Annotated in this window: 18 protein-coding genes; 4 read left to right on the top strand and 14 right to left on the bottom strand. The window is 35.2% G+C overall.

Annotated elements, in window-relative coordinates:
- Positions 1-9: 9 nt before the first annotated feature.
- The 7 genes from purB to trpB are packed head-to-tail and all read right to left on the bottom strand — an operon-like array spanning position 10 to position 8,549.
- Positions 10-1,302 (bottom strand): adenylosuccinate lyase, encoded by a 1,293-nt coding sequence (gene purB, locus THEYE_RS02760; RefSeq protein WP_012545083.1) that lies wholly within the window; start codon positions 1,300-1,302, stop codon positions 10-12.
- 2 nt (positions 1,303-1,304) lie between these two features.
- A complete protein-coding gene (gene truB, locus THEYE_RS02765; RefSeq protein WP_012546120.1) occupies positions 1,305-2,213 on the bottom strand; it encodes a tRNA pseudouridine(55) synthase TruB in 909 nt (302 codons plus the stop codon).
- Complete coding sequence (locus tag THEYE_RS02770) at positions 2,191-4,290, bottom strand: LPS-assembly protein LptD (RefSeq protein WP_012545799.1); 2,100 nt, start codon at positions 4,288-4,290, stop codon at positions 2,191-2,193. Before THEYE_RS02770 ends, truB begins: the two co-directional genes overlap by 23 nt.
- Positions 4,287-5,591, bottom strand: coding sequence for a bifunctional folylpolyglutamate synthase/dihydrofolate synthase (locus THEYE_RS02775; protein WP_164924820.1), 1,305 nt, complete (start codon positions 5,589-5,591; stop codon positions 4,287-4,289). Before THEYE_RS02775 ends, THEYE_RS02770 begins: the two co-directional genes overlap by 4 nt.
- Positions 5,592-5,599: 8 nt before the next feature.
- The gene (gene accD, locus THEYE_RS02780; RefSeq protein WP_012545653.1) at positions 5,600-6,574 is read right to left on the bottom strand and encodes an acetyl-CoA carboxylase, carboxyltransferase subunit beta; all 975 of its coding nucleotides are present in this window, start codon (positions 6,572-6,574) and stop codon (positions 5,600-5,602) included.
- Positions 6,574-7,353 carry a tryptophan synthase subunit alpha gene (gene trpA, locus THEYE_RS02785; RefSeq protein WP_012546593.1) on the bottom strand — a complete coding sequence of 260 codons (780 nt, stop codon included), beginning with the start codon at positions 7,351-7,353 and terminating at the stop codon, positions 6,574-6,576. The genes accD and trpA overlap by 1 nt, the downstream gene beginning before the upstream one ends.
- Positions 7,350-8,549: a tryptophan synthase subunit beta gene (gene trpB, locus THEYE_RS02790; RefSeq protein ID WP_012546381.1), complete on the bottom strand. Its 1,200-nt coding sequence runs from the start codon at positions 8,547-8,549 to the stop codon at positions 7,350-7,352. Before trpB ends, trpA begins: the two co-directional genes overlap by 4 nt.
- An 84-nt stretch (positions 8,550-8,633) precedes the next feature.
- Between trpB and THEYE_RS02795 the strand changes: the two genes are divergently transcribed.
- From THEYE_RS02795 to THEYE_RS02810, 4 genes are read left to right on the top strand one after another with little or no spacing between them, the layout of a single operon-like run.
- Positions 8,634-10,331, top strand: coding sequence for an ABC1 kinase family protein (locus THEYE_RS02795; protein ID WP_012545510.1), 1,698 nt, complete (start codon positions 8,634-8,636; stop codon positions 10,329-10,331).
- Between the two features lie 30 nt (positions 10,332-10,361).
- Entirely contained in the window at positions 10,362-11,051 is a 690-nt protein-coding gene (locus THEYE_RS02800; protein WP_164924821.1) for a lytic transglycosylase domain-containing protein, read from the top strand.
- Positions 11,033-11,944 carry a quinolinate synthase NadA gene (nadA, locus tag THEYE_RS02805; protein WP_012546803.1) on the top strand — a complete coding sequence of 304 codons (912 nt, stop codon included), beginning with the start codon at positions 11,033-11,035 and terminating at the stop codon, positions 11,942-11,944. Before THEYE_RS02800 ends, nadA begins: the two co-directional genes overlap by 19 nt.
- A gap of 6 nt (positions 11,945-11,950) precedes the next feature.
- Complete coding sequence (locus THEYE_RS02810) at positions 11,951-12,997, top strand: class I SAM-dependent methyltransferase (protein WP_012545013.1); 1,047 nt, start codon at positions 11,951-11,953, stop codon at positions 12,995-12,997.
- Here THEYE_RS02810 and THEYE_RS02815 read toward each other — a convergent pair.
- The 7 genes from THEYE_RS02815 to THEYE_RS02845 all read right to left on the bottom strand — a co-directional run bounded on the left by THEYE_RS02815 (position 12,994) and on the right by THEYE_RS02845 (position 20,906).
- Positions 12,994-13,497: a CAP domain-containing protein gene (locus tag THEYE_RS02815; protein WP_164924822.1), complete on the bottom strand. Its 504-nt coding sequence runs from the start codon at positions 13,495-13,497 to the stop codon at positions 12,994-12,996. The genes THEYE_RS02810 and THEYE_RS02815 overlap by 4 nt on opposite strands.
- Positions 13,498-13,541: 44 nt before the next feature.
- Positions 13,542-14,702, bottom strand: a complete 1,161-nt coding sequence (locus tag THEYE_RS02820) for an acyl-CoA dehydrogenase family protein (protein ID WP_012546471.1) — start codon at positions 14,700-14,702, stop codon at positions 13,542-13,544.
- A gap of 12 nt (positions 14,703-14,714) precedes the next feature.
- Positions 14,715-16,040 carry a TldD/PmbA family protein gene (locus THEYE_RS02825; RefSeq protein ID WP_012545326.1) on the bottom strand — a complete coding sequence of 442 codons (1,326 nt, stop codon included), beginning with the start codon at positions 16,038-16,040 and terminating at the stop codon, positions 14,715-14,717.
- Positions 16,015-16,383, bottom strand: coding sequence for a 6-carboxytetrahydropterin synthase QueD (queD, locus tag THEYE_RS02830; protein ID WP_012546681.1), 369 nt, complete (start codon positions 16,381-16,383; stop codon positions 16,015-16,017). Before queD ends, THEYE_RS02825 begins: the two co-directional genes overlap by 26 nt.
- Positions 16,383-16,907: a hypoxanthine phosphoribosyltransferase gene (gene hpt / locus THEYE_RS02835; RefSeq protein WP_012546262.1), complete on the bottom strand. Its 525-nt coding sequence runs from the start codon at positions 16,905-16,907 to the stop codon at positions 16,383-16,385. Before hpt ends, queD begins: the two co-directional genes overlap by 1 nt.
- Positions 16,908-17,103: 196 nt before the next feature.
- A complete protein-coding gene (locus tag THEYE_RS02840) occupies positions 17,104-18,234 on the bottom strand; it encodes a site-2 protease family protein (protein ID WP_012545010.1) in 1,131 nt (376 codons plus the stop codon).
- Positions 18,231-20,906 (bottom strand): cation-transporting P-type ATPase, encoded by a 2,676-nt coding sequence (locus THEYE_RS02845; protein WP_012545920.1) that lies wholly within the window; start codon positions 20,904-20,906, stop codon positions 18,231-18,233. Before THEYE_RS02845 ends, THEYE_RS02840 begins: the two co-directional genes overlap by 4 nt.

Consider the following 20,906-nt stretch of genomic DNA (forward strand, 5'->3'; position numbering starts at 1 on the left):
TTCAAATTTCTATCCAAACACTCTCCTGTAAATATGGTCTATGTTTCTTGTGTAATAGTTTAGCTCAAAAATGTTTTTTATTTCATCTTCATTGAGATACTTCCTCACTTCTTCGTCCTTAAGAAGAAGCTCCATGAATGGTATGCCTTCTTTCCAGCTCCGCATAGCATTGGACTGGACAATTTTGTATGATTCCTCACGGGTAAGCCCCTTCTCTACAAGAGCAAGTAATACCCGCTGAGAGTTGTATAGACCAAAGCTAAGTTCAATGTTTTTAAGCATCCGTTCTGGATAAACCCTCAAGTCTTTGATTATTCCGTAGAGTCTATTAAGCATATAGTCAACAAGGATGCAGTTGTCGGGAATTATTACTCTCTCAACAGATGAGTGGGATATGTCCCTGTCATGCCAGAGTGCAATGTTTTCATAGGCTGTAAAGGCATTGCTTCTGACAAGGCGGGCAAGTCCACTTAGGTTTTCGCAGCCCACAGGGTTTCTCTTATGAGGCATGGCAGAGGAGCCTTTCTGTCCTTCTGTAAATGGTTCTTCTGCCTCTAAAACTTCGGTTCTCTGTAAATGCCTTATCTCAACAGCAATCTTTTCAATCATGGCAGCAATAAGGGCAAGCACACTTAAAAACTCTGCATGTCTATCCCTTTGCACAACCTGAGTTGCCACAGGCTCAGGCTTAAGCCCGAGTTTCTTAAGGGCAATCTCTTCAATCTCTGGTGGCATGTTTGAGAATGTCCCAACAGCACCTGAGATTTTACCGACTGAAATTCTATCAATTGCTGAAGCGAGTCTATCAATATTTCTTCCTGCTTCCTCATACCATAGAGCAAATCTCAAACCAAAACTTGTAGGCTCTGCGTGAACTCCGTGACTTCTTCCCATGCATATTGTATCTTTGTATTGAAATGCCTTATCTTTAAATAATTCCTTAATCCTTTTCAAATCCTCCATTATCAACTCTCCAGCCTCTTTCATAAGCAATGCCTGGGCAGTATCAACGACATCAGAAGATGTCAGTCCCATGTGAATATATCTGGATACAGTCCCAACTTTTTCAGCCACAGCAGTCAAAAAAGCTATCACATCGTGCTTGACAGTTGCTTCAATCTCATCAATCCTTTTAAGGTCAAAGTCTGCCTTTTCTTTTATCTCCCGTAAAGCTTCCTCAGGAATCTTTCCAAGCTCAGCCCATGCCTCACATACAGCAATCTCAACAAGAAGCCATTTCCTGAACTTGTTCTCATCGCTCCAGATGTTTCCCATCTCTTTTCTTGTGTATCTCTGTATCATTATCAAACCTCCTCCCAGATAATTCTTTCAGGTTTTATAATTACGCCATTGCCATAGCCTATTCCAAGAATTTTACCCCTGGTGTCTTTTACTTTAACCCAGCCTGCTGGAACTATTCCAGAGGGTATTTTCACTGGATTGCCGTTAAGAAATCTCGGAATGATATAATCCTGCATTGTAACAGATGGCAGAAAATATAAAGCTTGGTCTATGGAGAAAATACCCTTCTTAGGCTGAAAGCTGAAGGCTGAAGAGTCAAGATTATTTGAGATTAAACTCTTTAACTCCTCTAACTCTATTGACTCCTCCACTCTAAACTCTCCAATCCTTGTTCTTGTGAGCTCTACTATATGCGCTCCTATACGGAGTTTCTCTCCTATATCGTGACAGAGAGACCTCACATATGTTCCCTTGCTGCATACTACTCTGAATGTCACAAAGGGTGGTTCAAAACTTTCTATTTTAATTGAATGGATAATCACCTTCTTTGGTTTTCTCTCTATTTCAACACCCTTTCTTGCAAGTTCATGAAGGGGTTTGCCTCCTACCTTTACTGCCGAATACATAGGTGGTATCTGCATTATCTCTCCAGTGAACTCCTCAAGGATGCTCTCAACTTGCTCTCTTTCAAGCTTAAAATCCTCAACCACTCTCACAATTTTCCCCTCAGCATCATAGGTATCTGTTGAAATTCCAAATTTTGCCTTAAAGACATACTCCTTCTCAAGTTCCATCAAAAAAGGTGTAATCTTGGTCGCTTCATTTATACATACAATCAAAATCCCTGTTGCCATAGGATCAAGTGTTCCTGCATGCCCTGCTTTTTTGACTTTTAAAATCTTTTTTACCTTAGTAACAGTATCTTGGCTTGTAAAACCTTTTGGTTTATTAAGAACTACCACTGCGTTCATAAACTCTTATTGGACCTAATCCTTTCAATTCAAAAATTACAAGAAAACTAAACTCAGAGGTTTTTCTTCCTTGTATTTCAACAGGTCTTCTTGTGATTGCAATATTTGTTGCCCAGCAAGATTGAGTATATTTTATGTTTAATGAGCTATCTCTTAATCCAGGACCTTTAGCATCATAGTTTAAATTTGCTGTAAATGACCACTTTTCTGAAAGTTTTTTGGCTATTGCTAAGGCGTATGTCTTAACTCCCCCTTCTTTTTCCTGTGAGTTATACTGGTCTCTTAATGTAGGAGACCAGAGATAAGCAGGAGAAAGTGCACCGTCTTTGGTATATCGTTCACTTAATGAGAAAGATGTTGTTTCATCTGGAGAAAAACTTATATCACTGTTAAATCTTTCCATTCTTTTTTTTGCTATATTCTGATATGTATCAAATCCGAAACTTATTTTCCATAAGGATATTCTTCCTTCAAATAAAATCGGATATAACTTATCCCATTCATTTTTTGCTCTGAAATCATATACTTGGGCAATTCTTGCTTGGATATTAAAACTTTTAAAGTTTAATTTGTTATACACACCAGCTCTTAAAAGTGCTGTGTCATCAATTGCTTCAGTATCTTTTAAAATCGGAGGCTTACCATTAACTCCTATAAAAACTCCTTCCACAAATGGCTCAACCAGATGAGTGAAATTTTCTCCTCTTTTATAAAACCTCATAAAACTTTTTGCATTATATTGAATCATTTCTCTATGAGAAGTATCCTCATAAGGAGATGTGTTTTCAAGATTATAAAAAGTTTCTTTTAATCCTAAGCTCTGTGTTAGTTTAACACTATCTCCCATACTATGACTTATTTGAGGGCTTATCTCAAATCTTTGCCCTTTAAGTCCGTCTTCTTTATAAAACTCAGCCAGATTAGTATTGAAATTTATATTGAATTGTCCAAGTTTATATGGATAAACAACATATCCAAGTTCTGCTTTTCCCGGAGGACTTATACCTCCTTCTTTTAAATCCTTCCACCCTTGTCCAAGCAAATAAAATCTTGATTGAACCCCTGGTATAGAAAGCTCCAGAGAAGACTGCAAGAATCTATCATATCTTGCAGCAAGGTCTTTCCCATATTCTTTAAAAAGAAATGTATTTGAAGCTGAACGAACATCTCCGTATTCCCTGTAAAAATCATTCTTATTGACATAGTTTAAATCTGCCAGCAAGTCAACTCCCTTAAATTTCTGAAGATGAATTCCTCGTAATTCAATATATTCTTTATTAAGTTTCCTGTCCTTGATCTGATATCCATACCACATCCCCTTTGTATCAAAATCCATGTATCTGTATTCAATTCCTTTACCAAGTCCTATTTTTGAAAAATAGTCAAGATAAAATGTGGCATCTTTATTACTATCAATCACAAGATAATAGGCAGGGCTTAAACGAACTCCGCGAGTATTTGAATTTCCAAATTTAAATGGTAAAAATCCGGATTTTTTTGTGCTTCCACCAGGACCCCAGAACACAGGAGAAAAAAGAATAGGCACATCTTTGACTTTAAAAGTAGTAATTTTTGATGTTAATGTATCATCAACCACAAGGTCAACAAACTCCCCTGTAAAACACCATGGTTGTGCAGTATCTGGCTCTGGTTCACAAGTTGAAAAAGTTGCTTTTTTAGCTTTGTATTTAATCTCGCTCAGCCTTTCAATCTCAGATGCTTTTATCCACATATCCTGCTTTTTTATATGAAGAAGAGCATTTTTTAAAAGACCTGTTTTTTTATCCCTGTTAAGTTTTCCTTCTTCAGCCCATGCAGTAATTTCGTCATCGTCATAGTAAAGGTCTCCATAGGCTTCTATATCACCTGTATTTTCATAATAAATTACTTTTTGTGCTTTAAGATCAAAGGTTATATCGCTCATATAGACATCACCAATTGCAATAATTTTTTTTTCTTCGTCAAAGTATTCTAATGTTTCAGAGATTATCTCTGTAGCAAAGGAAATACGAGCAATAAAAAAAAGAAACAGTATTATACAAAACAAAAGAAAATGCCTGGAGATAATAATTTTCATAAAATTTCTCCAAGACTTCTATGCAATGTTTTTTCTCCAAGACGCTCTTTTATTTCACCAACCAGATATGCTGAGCCTGTGCAGAGGACATATATGTCTGAATTATTCTTACAAAGTGAAATGGCATTTCTAAATGCTTCCAAAGGTTCAGGAACAAAATCTATTTTTTTATCATTTAGTCTTTTCAGTAATTCTTTATATGTCAGAGCTCTTTCATAATTAGGGACTGTAAAAATCATTTTATATGCATAATTTTCAAAACATTTTATAAATTCATTTACATTTTTATCTCGCATCATTGCAAAAACTACTACAGGTTTTTTATCTGTAAGAGTTTTTAATGATTTTATCAAAACCTCCGCAGCATCAGGATTATGTGCTATATCAAAGACAGCAAGAGGTTTATCATAGATTATTTCAAGTCTGCCTGGTATTTTTACATTTTTTAATCCTTCTTTGATTGCATTTTCATTATACATGGGATATATGTTAATAAAAGCCTTTAATGCTACAGAGACATTTTCAAGTTGATGAAAGCCTGTAAGAGGCAAGAATAAGTTAGACTGAAGGCTTGAGGTTGAAGGCTGAAAACTAAAGGGATAAAAATCAAAGACAATTCCCTCAAGGCTCATTGACTTTAATACACCTATGAAATCTCTGTCGTAAATAAATAATGGTGACTCCATCTCTTCTGCTTTTTTTATAATCACTTTCTCTACTTCTTTTTTCTGAGATGAAGATACTACTGGTATCCCGTTTTTTATGATTCCTGCTTTTTCTTTTGCAATAGAGGCTAAATCAGCACCTAAAAACTCCTGATGGTCAAGTCCTATGTTTGTTATTACAGATATCAGAGGATTTACCACATTTGTGGCATCAAGCCTTCCTCCCATACCTGTTTCAATCACTGCATATTCAATACCTTTTTCTTTAAAATATTGAAGTGCCATTACTGTTACATACTCAAAAAAGGTAAGTTCATCTGAAAAAGGTTTTATTTTTTCAATAAGATGTTCAACTTCTTCTTCAGAGATTTCAATATCATTGACAATTATTCTTTCTGTAAATCTTGTAAGATGAGGAGAGGTGAAAAGTCCAACACTCAGTCCTTGAGCTCTTATAAGACAATATATGATTTTAGAAACAGAACCCTTACCATTTGTTCCTGCAATATGAATTGATTTGAAGGAATGATGAGGGTTGCCAAGTTTTTCAAGTACTGAAATAACTCTATTAAGTCCAAGTTTTATGCCATTTGTTCTTTTTTTATAAAGCTCATTTATCAACTCTTTATATTTCATCCTCTTTGTCATTTAGAGTCTGAATTGGACGAAGAAGAATTTTTACCTGTATGCTGTTCAGTATTCTTGTTTTCTTGAATAACATTAAAGGACGATTCAGGGTCATGGATGTTTTTAAGATTTTGGCTGTTGCTGTTATATGAAGTTGATACAGGCATAAGAATCTCAATAAGTCTATGAATTGTATTTTTTAATTCTTTTCTTTCTACAATGATATCAACCATTCCGTGTTCAAGTAAAAATTCTGCCCTCTGAAATCCTTCAGGTAGCTGCTGTTTGATTGTTTCCTGAATAACTCTCGGACCTGCAAAACCTATAAGACTTTTGGGTTCTGCAATGATTATATCGCCAAGCATTGCAAAGGATGCTGTAACTCCACCAAATGTCGGGTCTGCTAAGACAGAAATATACAGAAGTCCTGCTTCTTTAACTCTTCCAATTGCCTGAGATGTTTTCGCCATCTGCATGAGAGAAAACATGCCTTCCTGCATTCTCGCACCACCTGATGATGAGATTATTATTAAAGGAAGTTGTCGCTCAACTGCTCTTTCTGCTGCTCGTGTTACTTTTTCTCCAACAACTGTTCCCATGCTTCCACCCATAAAGGAAAAATCAAGAACAGCGATTACTACATCTCTTCCATTGATTTTTGCATCTCCATATATTGCTGCCTCTTTAAGTCCTGTCTTTTTTTCGTTTTCCTGTAATCGGTCATTATAAGGCATTGTATCTTTAAATTCAAGAGGATCAGGGCTTCTAATATCAGAGTCAAGTTCTGTAAAACTTCCGGTATCTGTTATAAGAGAAATTCTTTCTTTTGCTGAAATTCTGAAATGATACTGACATTTTGGGCAAACTTTAAGATTATTTTCAAGTTCTTTTCTATAAATTATTTCTTTACAATTTTCACATTTCACCCATAATCCTTCAGGAATTTTTACTTTTTTGTCTATTTTAGGCTCTTTTCTTTTAAACCATGCCATTATATTGCCTCTCTGAGAGATTTAATGAATTCAGAAGCCTTTTCAGGTTTTTCATGAAAAATTTTTACAATTGCACTTCCCACAATTACTCCATCAGCAATTCGAGAAATATATTTTGCTTCTTCTGGTTTACTGACTCCAAAGCCTACACAAACAGGTTTTCCAAAACTTTTTACAAAATTTATATGGTCATTGAAAGATTTATCAAGGCTAAGTGTAGTGCCTGTTATTCCTGTTATTGAAACATAGTAAACAAAACCTGTTGAGGCTTTTACAATTTTCTTTACTCTCTCAGGAGTTGATGTTGGTGCTACAAGAAATATTGTATCAATACCGTATTTCTTCGCAAATGTTCTGTAATACTTAGACTCTTCAACTGTTAGATCAGGAAAAATAACTCCACCAACATTTACTCCCTTTGCATCATGAAAAAATCTTTCAATTCCGTAACAGAAAACAGGATTTAAATAAGTCATAAGAATTATGGGTGTATTAATACTTTTTTTAAAATCCTCAAGAAAATTCAATATCTTACGTAAGGTTGTTCCAGAGTTTAATGCTCTTTCTGCTGCTTTTTGTATTGTCGGTCCATCAGCAAGAGGATCTGAAAAGGGAACGCCAAGCTCTATTAGGTCTGCTCCTGCCTGTTCAAGTATTTTTAGTCTCTTTGCAGTTTCCTCAAGATTTGGGTCTCCTGCCATAATATATGGAATAAAGGCTTTTTTACCCTGATTTTTTATCTCTTCAATTTTTTTTCTAACTGCGAATCCTTGTTTCATATTTTTGTTTTTCCATCTCCTCCTTTGATTCTCGCCACCTCTTGCACATCCTTGTCACCTCTACCTGAGAGGTTTACAATTATTATTGAATCCTTTGACATTTTTGGTGCTATCTTTATTGCTTCAGCTACAGCATGGGCTGACTCAAGAGCTGGAATAATTCCTTCAAGTCTGCTTAAAAGTTCAAAGGCTTCTAAAGCCTCCTCATCATTAGCATAGGTGTATTTTACTCTTCCTGTATCTTTCAGATAGGCATGTTCAGGACCAACAGAGGCATAATCAAGCCCAGCAGAGACAGAATGTGTTTGAAGGATATTACCATCTTCATTTTCCAAAACATAGCTAAGACATCCTTGAAAAATTCCCTTTGCTCCTCCTGCAAATCTGGCTGCATGAAGCCCTGTTTCTATACCCTTTCCACCTGCTTCAACACCAATCATCTTTACATCTTTATCATGTAAAAAAGCACTGAAAAGTCCAATTGAGTTACTTCCACCACCAACACAGGCAATAAGAACATCTGGAAGCCTGCCTTCTTTATTTAATAGCTGTTTTTTTGCCTCTTTTCCTATAACACTCTGAAAAAATCTGACAAGTAATGGATATGGATGAGGACCAAAAACAGTTCCCAAAACATAATGTGTTGTTCTTACATTGGTTGTCCAGTCTCTTAATGCTTCATTTATAGCATCTTTAAGTGTCCTTGAGCCTGTATCAACAGGGATAACCCTTGCACCAAGAAGGTTCATTCTGAAAACATTAAGTGACTGTCTGCGAATATCCTCTGTTCCCATGTATATGTCACAACTAAGTCCTACAAGTGCAGCACCTGTAGCAGTTGCAACTCCATGCTGACCTGCTCCTGTTTCAGCGATAATTCTATCCTTTTTCATGAGTTTGCTTGCAAGTAGAGCTTGTCCAAGAGCGTTATTTATTTTATGTGCACCTGTATGGGCAAGGTCTTCTCTTTTTAGATAAATTTTTGCACCACCCAGGTGTTCACTTAGCCTTTTTGCAAAATAAAGAGGGGTAGGGCGACCAACATAGTCTTTAAGAAGAGATTCAAATTCGTTAATAAAATTTTTATCTTTTCTGGCTATGTTGAAAACCTTGTCAAGTTCTTCAAGAGCGGGCATTAAAGTTTCAGGAACAAAACGGCCCCCGTATAGACCAAAATATCCCTTTTTAATACTCATGAAAAGTATTATAGCATGAAGATTTTAAGTTTTGCATTGGATAATTTCTGGCTTTATTTTCTTGTGTTATAATAGTTTCAGCGAATGGATATTTTAAGAATAAAAAAAACGTATTTTTCAGCAAAGAGACTACAAGAAATAATCAATGTGTTTTTAAAACACGGATTTGGACAAATAATTGATCAGATTCATCTTGGTAGATTTATTGGTCTAAAGAAAAGGATTAGAAGTTTCGGAAGATGGCCATATTATAAAGTCCCCACCATTGCTGAAAGGCTTAGAATAGCATTTGAAGAACTCGGACCTACATTTATAAAACTTGGTCAACTTCTCGCATCACGTCCTGACATGGTCACGCTAAATTATGCGAAGGAGTTTAAAAAACTTCAAGACAGAGTCCCTCCTTTTAAAGTGGAAGTTGTTTACGAAATTATAGAAAAAGAACTGGGTATTTCAATTGAAAAGGTTTTTCAAAGTTTTAATCCAGAGCCAATAGGTTCTGCATCAATTGCACAGGTTCATGAAGCTACATTGATGAATGGAGAAAGGGTTATTGTGAAGGTTAGACGTCCTGGTATTAAAGAACAGATTATGCTTGATCTTTCAATACTTCAAACTCTTGCTAAACTTGTTGAAAAATATATTTCAGAAAGTAAGCTATTTGACCCTGTCGGAATTGTGGATGAATTTTCAAAATCTATTACAAAAGAGCTTGATTTTAGAAGAGAAGCAAGAAATGCAATAATTTTTAAGGAAAAATTTAAAAATGAGGAAAAAGTTTATATTCCTCACGTTTTCAGAGAGTTTACTACTGAAAAAATTCTTGTTATGGAAAAAGTAGATGGAATAAGAATTGATGACAAGGAGTCAATTAAAGAGAAAGGACTTAATATAGAAACTCTTTTAAATACGCTGATTGATATATATTTTAAACAAATTTTTGATTATGGCTTTTTTCATGGTGATCCCCATCCTGGGAATATCCTTGTCAGAGATGATGGAAGAATAGCTCTTGTTGATTTTGGTATAGTCCAAAGAATTGATGAAGAATTCAAAGAGGCTTATGCAAATGTCGCACTGGCAATAATAAACCAGAATACTGAACAGTTAATTACAGAGTATCTTAAACTTGGAATAATTCCAGAGGATATTGATAGAGAAAAAATCAAAAAAGAATTAAAGGAAGATATAGAAGAGCTTCTTTTCCCAATTTATACGTACAGAATTGAGGAAATCAAAATATCAGAACTGATTGAATCAATTATGAGAGTATGTTTAAAACATAGACTTAGATTCCTTCCTGAACTTCTTTTAATTGACAAGGTTTTGATAATGCTTGAAGGATTAACAAGAGAACTTTGTCCAAAGATATCTATCATTGAGTTACTAAAACCTTATGCGAGAAAAATTATATCAAAAAGATTGCATCCAGAGTTTTACTTGAACAAAACTTTTAAAGCACTGCGTGAATTCAGGGATGCTCTTGAGCATATTCCATTTCAGTTTAAAACGCTTCTTAAAAAGGCTGTTAGAGATGAGATAACTGTGAGAATGTATCATGTTAATCTTCCAGAGTTTATTAAAGATATTGATAAAGCGAGCAATAAAATTGCATTCAGTCTTATTGTAAGTGCCATGATACTGAGTTCTGCAATAATGCATGCAAACCAGGTAAAACCTTTGATATATGGAATTTCCCTTTTTGGTTTAATTACAGGAGTTTTTGCATTTTTTCTCGGTTTATGGTTGATAATCTCAATAATAAGGTCAGGGAAGTTGTAAGAAAATTCTTTCATTTTGATATAATTGGATATGTATAAATGGTTGACAATAATAGCAGTATTTTTTGTATTTTTCAACAACAATCTATGGGCAGATAGAATTTGTGTTAAAACAATAGATGGTGAAAGGGTTTATACAAACTTTTGTGAAGAAAAAATTAAAAAAGTATCAACAAAAAAATTAGGTAGGGTCCAAAAAATATCAACATCTCAATCAGTTTCTTATTCATCCAGACATGAGCTTGAGAAAATTGTAGATGAAAAATCCAGGTTTTATGGAGTTGACTCTAAGCTTATAAAAGAAATGATAAAAGAAGAAAGTGGCTGGAATCCAAATGCTGTTTCTCCAAAGGGTGCAATGGGAATTATGCAGCTAATGCCTCAAACAGCAATTCTCATGGGAGTAAAAGACCCATTTGATCCTGTGCAAAACATAGATGGTGGAATAAAATACATGAAATATCTTCTTGACAGGTTCAATGGCAACTTTAAGCTTGCTTTGGCTGCATATAATGCAGGACCCAATCTTGTTGAAAGTCTTGGTAGAATTCCTAAGATTCTTGAAACACAAAATTATGTTAGAAAAATATCTCTAAGGTATGCAGGAGATTCTGGACAATACAGGATCAAAAAAATGCCTATTAAAGCGATTATTCTATCTGATGGCTCTGTTGTATATACAAACAGGGAGGATTTGTATATATGGTCAACAGGACAGTAGAAGAAATTCTTGCTCTTAAAAAACAAAGGAATGCTATAATTCTTGCTCACAACTATCAGAGAGAAGAAGTTCAAGAGATTGCTGACTTTGTTGGAGATTCTCTTGAATTAAGCAGGCAGGCGACAAAGGTTGACTGCGATGTTATTGTTTTTTGCGGAGTTCATTTTATGGCTGAAACTGCTGCTATTCTCAATCCTGATAAAACAGTGCTTCTTCCTGAGATTGATGCTGGTTGTCCTATGGCAGATACTGTAGATGTTGAGGAACTTAAGAGATGGATAGATAGATATCCTTATGCACCTATTGTGTCATATGTTAACACCACTGCAGAGGTTAAGGCATTAAGTTATGCTTGTTGCACCTCTGCCAATGCTCCTCAGATTGTAAAAGCGGTTCCGTTTAGCTCAATTATATTTGTGCCTGATAAAAATCTTGCAGACTGGGTTAAAAAGCATGTTCCTGAAAAAGATATTATTGCGTGGAATGGTTTCTGTCCAACTCATCATATGATAAAAAAAGAGGATATTATTCGGGCGAAAAAGGCTCATCCAGATGCATTGGTTGTTGTTCATCCTGAGTGCCGTCCTGAAGTAATAGAACTTGCTGACCATGTTGCATCCACATCTGGAATGGTAAGATTTGCTCGAGCAGCATCACAAAAAGAGTTTATAATTGGCACAGAAGTCGGGCTTCTTTACAGGCTTAAAAAAGAAAATCCTGATAAGGTTTTCTATCCTATCAAAAAAACCATGATATGCCCCAATATGAAGATTACAACACTTGAAAGCATTCTTACTGCCTTAAAAGAAAATCAATATGTAATTAAAGTCCCTGAAGATATAAGAATCAAAGCCTATGAAGCTGTCCAAAGAATGTTAACTCTCATTTCCTAAAAAGCCGTGCTTAAAGAAATAATCATTAAAAAAATCAAAAAACATGGTGCAATTCCATTTGATGAGTTTATGGAAATGGCTCTTTATTATCCAGAGCTTGGTTATTACACTAAACCAGATGCAAAAATTGGAAGACAGGGAGACTTTTTTACAGCATCTCATCTTGGTTCAGTTTTTGGATTTTTTTTAGCAAGACAAATAGAGATTTTTTATCAAAAGCTCAATTGTCCCAAAAATTTTACCGTAACTGAGATAGGACCAGGCATGGGATTTCTTGCTAAGGATATTCTTGATAATATTGACTCTTCGGCCTCTATAAAATATAATCTCGTAGAAATAAATCCTGCTTTCAAAAAAGTTCAAAGAGAAAGGTTAAAAGAACATGAAGATAAAATTTTTTGGTATAGCTCAATTGAACAATTAGAGTCATTTAGCGGATTAATTATTTGCAACGAAGTCTTTGATGCCCTTCCTGTAAGAATATTTGAAGTGAATGACTCAGGTCAGATTATGGAAGTTTATGTAGACATTGGAGAGCAAGAACAGTTAATTGAAATATTTTTGCCTTGCAGAACAGACACATTAGAGTATTTACAGGAATTCGCACCATGGGTTTTGAAAATGAAAAAATATCGCTCAGAGGTAAATCTTGCAATGAAATCATTAATTGAAAGCTTGAGCAAAAAATTAAAAAAAGGCTATATTTTAATCTTTGATTATGGCTATACCTCAGAAGAATACTATCATCCAGACAGGAATAAAGGCACTTTACTCTGTTATTATAAACACAATATTAATGAAAATCCCTATATAAACATCGGACATCAGGATATGACTGCTCATGTAAATTTTACAGCAGTTGAAAAATTAGCAACTATGGCTGGACTTAAATTTGAAGGATATTTTTCTCAGGGTAGTTATCTTATTTCGCTCTGTGATGAGAAAATATTTCAAAAAATTTATCAAAAGAATTTAAAAGAGCATTTTAAAAGACTTGTGCTCCCCCAAGGAATGGGGGAGTCACACAGAGTTATGATTTTATCTAAGGATTAATAAGGCTTCTTACCTTTGATATTACCTGCAGGATTGTAATTACAAACCCAGATTTCCTCTCCTCCCTGACATAGAGCCCTGCCACAGCCTATTTCTCTTGTATCTTTCCAAACAATCTGCGTATAATGCCCACATACTTTACCTGGTTTACAACTGTCAGATAAATAATCATAGTTAAATCTTTCCTCTGCCCAATAATCAACCACATACTTTGCTGTAACAGGATAATTTGCCCAGAATATATTTTCTCCATAATTACTACTTCGGTGCATCATTCTACAACCATATGTTCTACTTAATTTATATGCCCAGTCTATTGCAAGTTTTTCCATTTCATAAGACCATTTTAAAGCTGAAACACCTACCTTAGCCCTCCATTTATTATGCTCTGCAAGTAGTTCTTCTTTTTCACTTGCTGAAAGTTCTGCATAATATCGTTTAGTAGCATTTTTATATTGATAATTTGAGCAATTCGTTAGAAAGACTAATAAAAAAAACATTATGAACAGGACTCTATTTTTTATAAAAATTTTAGTGTATTTCATTAAATACCTGATTTTGTTAATTCCTTTATAATTGCCTGTCCTATGACATTCCTCTGAATCTGATTTGTTCCTTCATATATCTGAAGAATTTTTGCATCTCTCATCATTTTTTCAACAGGATAGTCCTTCATATATCCTGAACCACCCATGACCTGTACTGCATCAACTGTTACTTTCATTGCTACATCTGTTGCAAATGTTTTTGCCATTGCTGAAGCCTTTGTAATATCTTTTGCTCCGCTGTCAATATATCTTGCAACAGAATAAATAAGTGCTCTTGCAGCTTCAATCTGAATTGCCATATCAGCAAGCATGTGCTGGACTGCTTGGAAACTTATTACAGGCTGTCCAAATTGAACTCTCTGCTTAGCAAATTTTGCTGCTTCTTCAAAAGCTCCCTGAGCAACTCCAAGTCCCTGAGCTCCGACACCAACACGACTCTGATCAAGTGTTTTCATAGCGACAATAAAACCCATGCCTTCTCTGCCGAGCATATTTTCTTTTGGAATTTTACAGTCTTCAAATATTAATTCTCTGGTGGCAGAAGCTCTTATACCCATTTTATTTTCTTTTTTACCAAAGCTAAAGCCAGGAGTTCCTTTCTCAACAATAAAAGCAGATGCACCCCTTGCTCCCTTGCTTTTATCAGTCAAAGCAATAACTGTATAAATCTCAGCTTCTCCACCGTTTGTTATCCATTGCTTTCTTCCATTAAGAATGTAATAATCTCCATCTTTTGTAGCAGTTGTTTGAATTCCTCCTGCATCACTTCCTGCATTTGGTTCGGTGAGTGCAAAAGCAACAAGACGTTTCCCATCTGCTATATCAGGTAAGTATTTTTTCTTTTGCTCCTCTGTTCCAAAAAGAAGAATTGGGTATGTCCCAAGTGCGTTTGCAGCATAGGTAGTTGAAACTCCAAGACAAACTCTTGATAACTCTTCCACAACAAGACAAAGTTCAAGGGCACCTGTTCCAAGTCCTCCATATTCACTTGGAATGAATACTCTGAACATATCTGCCTGGGCAAGAATTTTCATGATATCCCATGGGAATTCTCCTGTTTCATCAAGCTCTGCCCGGACAGGAAGAACATGTTCTTCTGCAATCTGCCTTGCTAAGTCTTTTATCATCCTTTGTTCTTCAGTTAAAAAGTAATCCACGGCAATCCTCCTTTAACCAGATATATCTGCACCTTCTACAAGAAGGGTTGGTGAACCAGTGTTTCCAAAAAATTTTAAATCATTAGCTAATGCTCGTATATTTTTGAATAATTCTATCACATTGCCAGAGTATATTACTTCCTTTACAGGATGTTTTAATTCTCCGTTTTCTATATAAATTCCTGAAACTCCCACTGAGAAATCTCCACTAACAGGATTTGCTGTATGCATACCCATAACTTCAACAACATAGATTCCTTTGTCAACTTGTTTTATTAAATCCTCTGGAGAAGGCTTTTCCCCTTCATTATCAATATATAGATTTGTTGGACCTACGGATAGTCCTCTATCTGTTCTAATTGCATTTCCTGTAGATAATGTTCCTGCCCTGTTTGCTGTATAGGTGTTATGTAAAAGAGATGTTAAAATCCCATTTTTAATTAAAACTTTTTTTGATGCTGGAACACCTTCAGCATCAAATGGTGTTGAACCAAACTTTTCTGGAGACAGTGCATCATCAATGATATTTAATTTTTCGTTTATAACAATTTGTCCGATTTTGCCTGAAAAAAGAGATTTACCCATTTGATAGTTTTCTGCAGAAATAGATTGAGCTATAAGTTCAAGAAATTCACATGCAACATAGGGAGATAAAATTGTAATTCCTTTAAATGGTTTAATTTTTCTGGGAGAAAGAAGCATTAAAGCTTTTTTACCTGCTTCTAATGCAACATCTTCAAAGTTGATATTTTTTAAAAATCTTTCAGTTCTGTAAGCCCATCCCATCTGAGAATCTCTTTCTTCAGCAATTGCAATTATATGAACCATAATGCTTGTAAAAGGTTGATAAAGAGAGATGCCTTTTGAGTTTATTATGCCTTTTTCATCAATTGTAAAGCTTATTTCTGCATTTCTGAGTTTTTTAATTCTTCTATCAAAAAGAGCTGATTTTTGCATATTTATCAATATTTCAGGCAGTGATTCTTCCTTGTTGATTAATTGTTCATCAAAAACTTCCACTTTTTTTATTTGTTCTGGACATGGAAGAGCTAAAAATTCATCTTGGTCAGATATTTGAGCAAGCGTAGTTGCTAACTGAAAAGCCTCAGGAATTTTATTTATTTCGCTACAAATTGAAAATCCAGCTTTTTTATCTTTTATTACTCTTATTGAAAAAAATTCTCTTGTAGCATCCTTTTTTTTATCAAGTTTTAAATCTTTACCTTCTACTGAATGAGTTTTTCTTCTTAGAAAATAAATTTCCCAATCAGCATGAATATCTGGTATTTTTTTTAAAACTGAATCTAAATATTCATTCCATGTATGTTGCAGATGCATAATCAGACTCCCAGACAGTAACACTATAAAGTCTTACAAGCGTTGTATTGAACTTATCTTTCAGAGACATATATATCCATCTTGCTATGTTTTCGCTTGAAGGGTTTAATTGTGTAAACGGTGGAATTTGGTTTATAAAGGTATGGTCAAGCTGGGATACTACTTCATCAACATTTTTTTTTAATTCTTTAAAATCAAGAGCAATTCCGATTTCATTAAGTTTCTCTGAAATTACTTCTACTTCCACTTTCCAGTTGTGTCCATGAATATTTTCACATTTTCCTTTATAACCTTTTAGTTGATGAGCAGCATCAAATCCTGTAATAATTTTCAACTTATACATTATTTCACTTCTTTCTTGAAGACTGTGATATAAGGGAGATTTCTGAACATTTCATGATAATCAAGCCCGTAGCCAACAACAAATTTATTAGGAATTTTAAAGCCAGTATAGTTAACAGGAACATCAACAACTCTTCTTTCTGTTTTATCAAGGAAAACACAAATTTTAAGAGAAGATGGATTCATTGAAAGAATTTTTTCTCTTATGACTTTTAAAGAAATTCCTGTATCAATAATATCATCCACAAGAAGCACATCTTTGCCTTGAATTTCCTCTCTCGGAAAATAATGAATTTTTACTTCTCCAGAGGATGAGTCTTTTATGTAACTGGATGCAATAATAAAATCAACTTTTAAAGGAGTCTGAATATACCTTATGAGATCTGAGAAAAACATAAATGAGCCTTTGAGAACCCCGATTACAAGTAAGTCCTTGTTTGCATAGTCTGCAGATATTTTGTATGCCAGTTCCTTAACTTTCTTTTGAATCTGGTCTTCTGAAATAAGCGGTGTTCCAATAAACATAGTTAACAATTATAACAGAATAAAGATTATTTTTGCGAGAGTCTTTAGATTCCTATAAAGGAATATGGAATATGTTTTAAAATGGTTCCTTTTTGTCTTTCCAACATATACATAGTAACCTGAATAGAAATAATAGTTTCCCATCTGTATGATATTGATTAAATTCAGGCTCATTCAGGTTAGCTGTACTCAACTGTCATTCATTTATTTTAGTTATAAATTTTTTTATTTCCAGATATCTAGCAATTCCATTTCTTGTTATCATGCCTGTAATTTTCCCATCTTCTAAAATTACAAGTCTTCCTACATCTTCTCTGAGCATCTTTTCAAGAGCATTTAATGCATTATCTTGAGGAGATATCTCCCATTGAGGTTTGTGCCTACCATAAAATTCAGATACCTCTCTTAGTGGTCTGTCTTCTTCAGGAATACTTTTTATATCCCTTAGTGCCAAAATACCCAGATATTTGCCTTCAGAGATTACGGGAAATCCTGTATAACCATACTTAAGAAAATAATTATTAATCACCTCTTGAATGCTCATTGATGGAGAAACAGTAACTAAATCTTTTACCATCAAATCCTTTACTTTAACATTATGTAACAGTGCCTCAAGTGTTGATTGTTGATAACTTCCATAGGCTGCGGAATAGAGAAACCATCCAATTAAAATGAGCCAGAGACCTGTGGGAATCCCCATAAAAAGAGAGAATACACCAAATATCATGAAGAATATTGCTATATTCTGTCCGATTTTTGATGCTTTCTGGGTAGCATATAGGTAATCTTTCTTTTTGCTCCATAAATACGCTCTTAGAACCCTGCCACCATCCATAGGAAACCCCGGTATAAGGTTGAAAAAACCAAGGATTAGGTTGAGCTGGTAAACATAGGAAAAAAGAGACTTGAAACCGATATTTGTTGTTTTCAGACTAAACAAAAAGAAAAAAGCCGCTAAAAAAAAGCTTGTTAGGGGACCGGCAATGGCTATTCTAAACTCAGCCTTCGCACTTGGAGGTTCTCCTTTCATCTGAGCAACTCCACCAAAAATAAAAAGCGTGATACTTTCAATTGTAAGCTTATATCTCTTAGCTACAAGTGAATGGGCAAGTTCATGTATTGCTACAGAGAAAAATAGCAAAAACGCAGCCACTACTCCATTAATCCAGTAAGAAGCTACTGGTAACTGTGGCGCAACTTTCGGAAAATAAAATGTTGAAAGTGACCATGTGATGAGTCCGAAAACAATAAGCCAAGTGTAGTGTATTCTTATGGGAATTCCGAAAACTTTTCCAATCTGCCATGCTCCCTGAAAAAATCCATTCATTTTCTCCATCTCCTTCTGAGCCATTTGTCAATTTCAACAACTATAATAACTGAAAGAGCTACAAGAAGAATATTCTGCCAGTCTTTGATTGAAATCGGTTCTGTTCTGAATATCCACTGAAGTGTTGGAACATAAATAAAAGCAAGCTGGGCAATAGTTGCTGCTATTAGGCTTAAAAACAAAAATGGATTACTTAATAAGCTGATTTTAAATATGGATTCATACTCAGAACGGCTGTTCCATGCCTGAAAAAACTGAAAAAATACCATTGTGGTTACCGCCACTGTTCTTGCTCTCTCAAGGGATGCATCACTTTCTAAGGCATTGATAAAGTTAAAAACTATTCCTGCCGAGATTAACGCACCCACAATGATTGTTCTTTCAATTAAAAGCCGCGACATTATTCCCTCTTTCGGATCTCTCGGAGGACTTGTTAGCACACCCTTTTCTCCAGGTTCAAAGGCAAGAGCAATATCCTGAAGAGCATTTGTTACAAGATTTATCCATAAAATCTGTGCAGGAACATAGGGAATGGGAACACTGAAAAGCATTGCAAGAATAATTGAAAGTATTGAGGCAACTCCTGTAGGAATCAGAAAGAATGTGACTTTTCTAATATTGTCAAAAACAATTCTTCCCTCTCTTACAGCATGAAAGATACTTGCGAAGTTGTCATCAGTAAGAACCATATCAGAGGCCTCTTTTGCCACATCTGTTCCGCTTTTACCCATTGCAATACCTATGTGAGCAGCTTTCAGAGCGGGTGCATCATTTACTCCATCTCCTGTAACTGCAACTATTTCTCCGTGACGTTTAAGTTGCTTAACAATTCTTAGTTTATGTTCAGGAGAAACCCTTGCATAGATAGATACTTCTTTTACTTTATGGAAAAGCTCCTCATCGCTCATTCTTTCAAGCTCTTTTCCTGTAAGAACCTTTGATTTACCATCTGAAATCCCGAGCATCTCACCTATTGCCTTTGCAGTGACTGCATGGTCTCCTGTTATCATCACAACTCTGATTCCTGCGCTTTTACATCCCTTAATTGCCTCTATTGCCTCAGGTCTTGGGGGGTCAATCATTCCCTGAAGTCCTGCAAAGATTAAACCAGAGACTGTATCACATTTTTCTATCTCTTTACATGTTATTTCCTCAATTTCTTCTTTAATTTCTCTATATGCAAAGGCAAGAATTCTGAGCCCCCTCTTTGCAAACTCATTTGCCATGTATAGTATTTTTCCTCTGTCTATTTCATTTCCAAAGGAGTCTTTTATGCACATCTCTAAAACCTTTTCAGGTGCACCTTTTACGAATATGTATCTTTTCCCTTTGTGTCTGTGTAAGGTTGCCATGTATCCTCTTTCAGACTCAAAGGGAATTATTGCAATCTGTCTGTATCTTTCTTTTTCTTCCTCCGGAGACAGCCCTGCCTTCATTGCTGAAACAATCAAAGCAGCCTCTGTTGGGTCTCCTTGAATTTTATACTCTCCATTTTCCACATAAACTGATGATTCATTACACAGCAGTCCAATTCTTAAAACATCTATGAGATGATGTCTTTCTTTTGGGTTTACAGGTAATCCATTATGAAGTATATTCCCCTTGGGTTCATAACCGCTTCCTTCAACTTCATAAACATCTTTCCCATCATAAATCACTTTAACTGTCATCTCATTTTTTGTTAATGTTCCGGTTTTATCTGAACCAATAACAGTGGTGCTACCAAGGGTTTCAACTGCATGAAGCTTTCTTACAATTGCATTATGCTTTGCCATCCGTGAAACACCAACTGCAAGTGCTACAGTTACGACAACAGGCAAGCCTTCAGGAATTGCAGCTACTGCAGCAGCAACTGCTGTCATAAACATATCTTTTATGGATTCACCGATAATCAACCCAGCTATAAAAAGAAGTAGACAGGCTGACAGAACAAGGATACCTATAGCATTTGCAAACTTGGTTATTTTGTCCTGCAGCGGTGCTTTTACTGTTTCTGCTTCTTTTATATGCTTTGCGATTTTTCCAAAAACAGTATTCATTCCTGTTTCAACAACAACTCCTTTTGCTCTTCCGCTTACTACAATAGTTCCCATGAATGCCATATTTTTCTGATCTCCGTGTGTGAGATTTTCTTCTTTAATGACATGATGATGTTTTTCAACAGGAAGAGATTCTCCGGTAAGAATTGATTCATCAATCTTGAGTTCTACTGTATGAATAAGTCTTATATCAGCAGGGACACGAATACCTGAATAAAGAAGGACTATATCACCTGGAACAAGCTCCTCACTGGTTATATCTCTTTCAACTCCATCTCTTAAGACCTTGGCTTTTGGAACAAGCATTCTTTTCAGTGCTCTTACACTTTGTTCAGCTTTGTATTCCTGAAAATAACCAATTATTGCATTTATTATTACAGCTGCAAATATGACACTGGCATCAATATATTCTTTAAGCAAGATTGTAACTACTCCAGCTATGATAAGAATGTAAATAAGAGGACTTGCAAACTGATGAAGAAAGATTTTAAGTCTGTTTATTTTTTCCTCTTCGGTGAGTCTATTTGCTCCATACTGTTTAAGCCTTTTTTGAGCTTCCTCAGTGGTAAGACCTTTTTCAGAGGTATTGAGTTTTTGATAGATTTCTTTTGAACTTATTTGATACCAGTTCAC

Source organism: Thermodesulfovibrio yellowstonii DSM 11347, assembly GCF_000020985.1.
GTDB classification, from domain to species: domain Bacteria; phylum Nitrospirota; class Thermodesulfovibrionia; order Thermodesulfovibrionales; family Thermodesulfovibrionaceae; genus Thermodesulfovibrio; species Thermodesulfovibrio yellowstonii.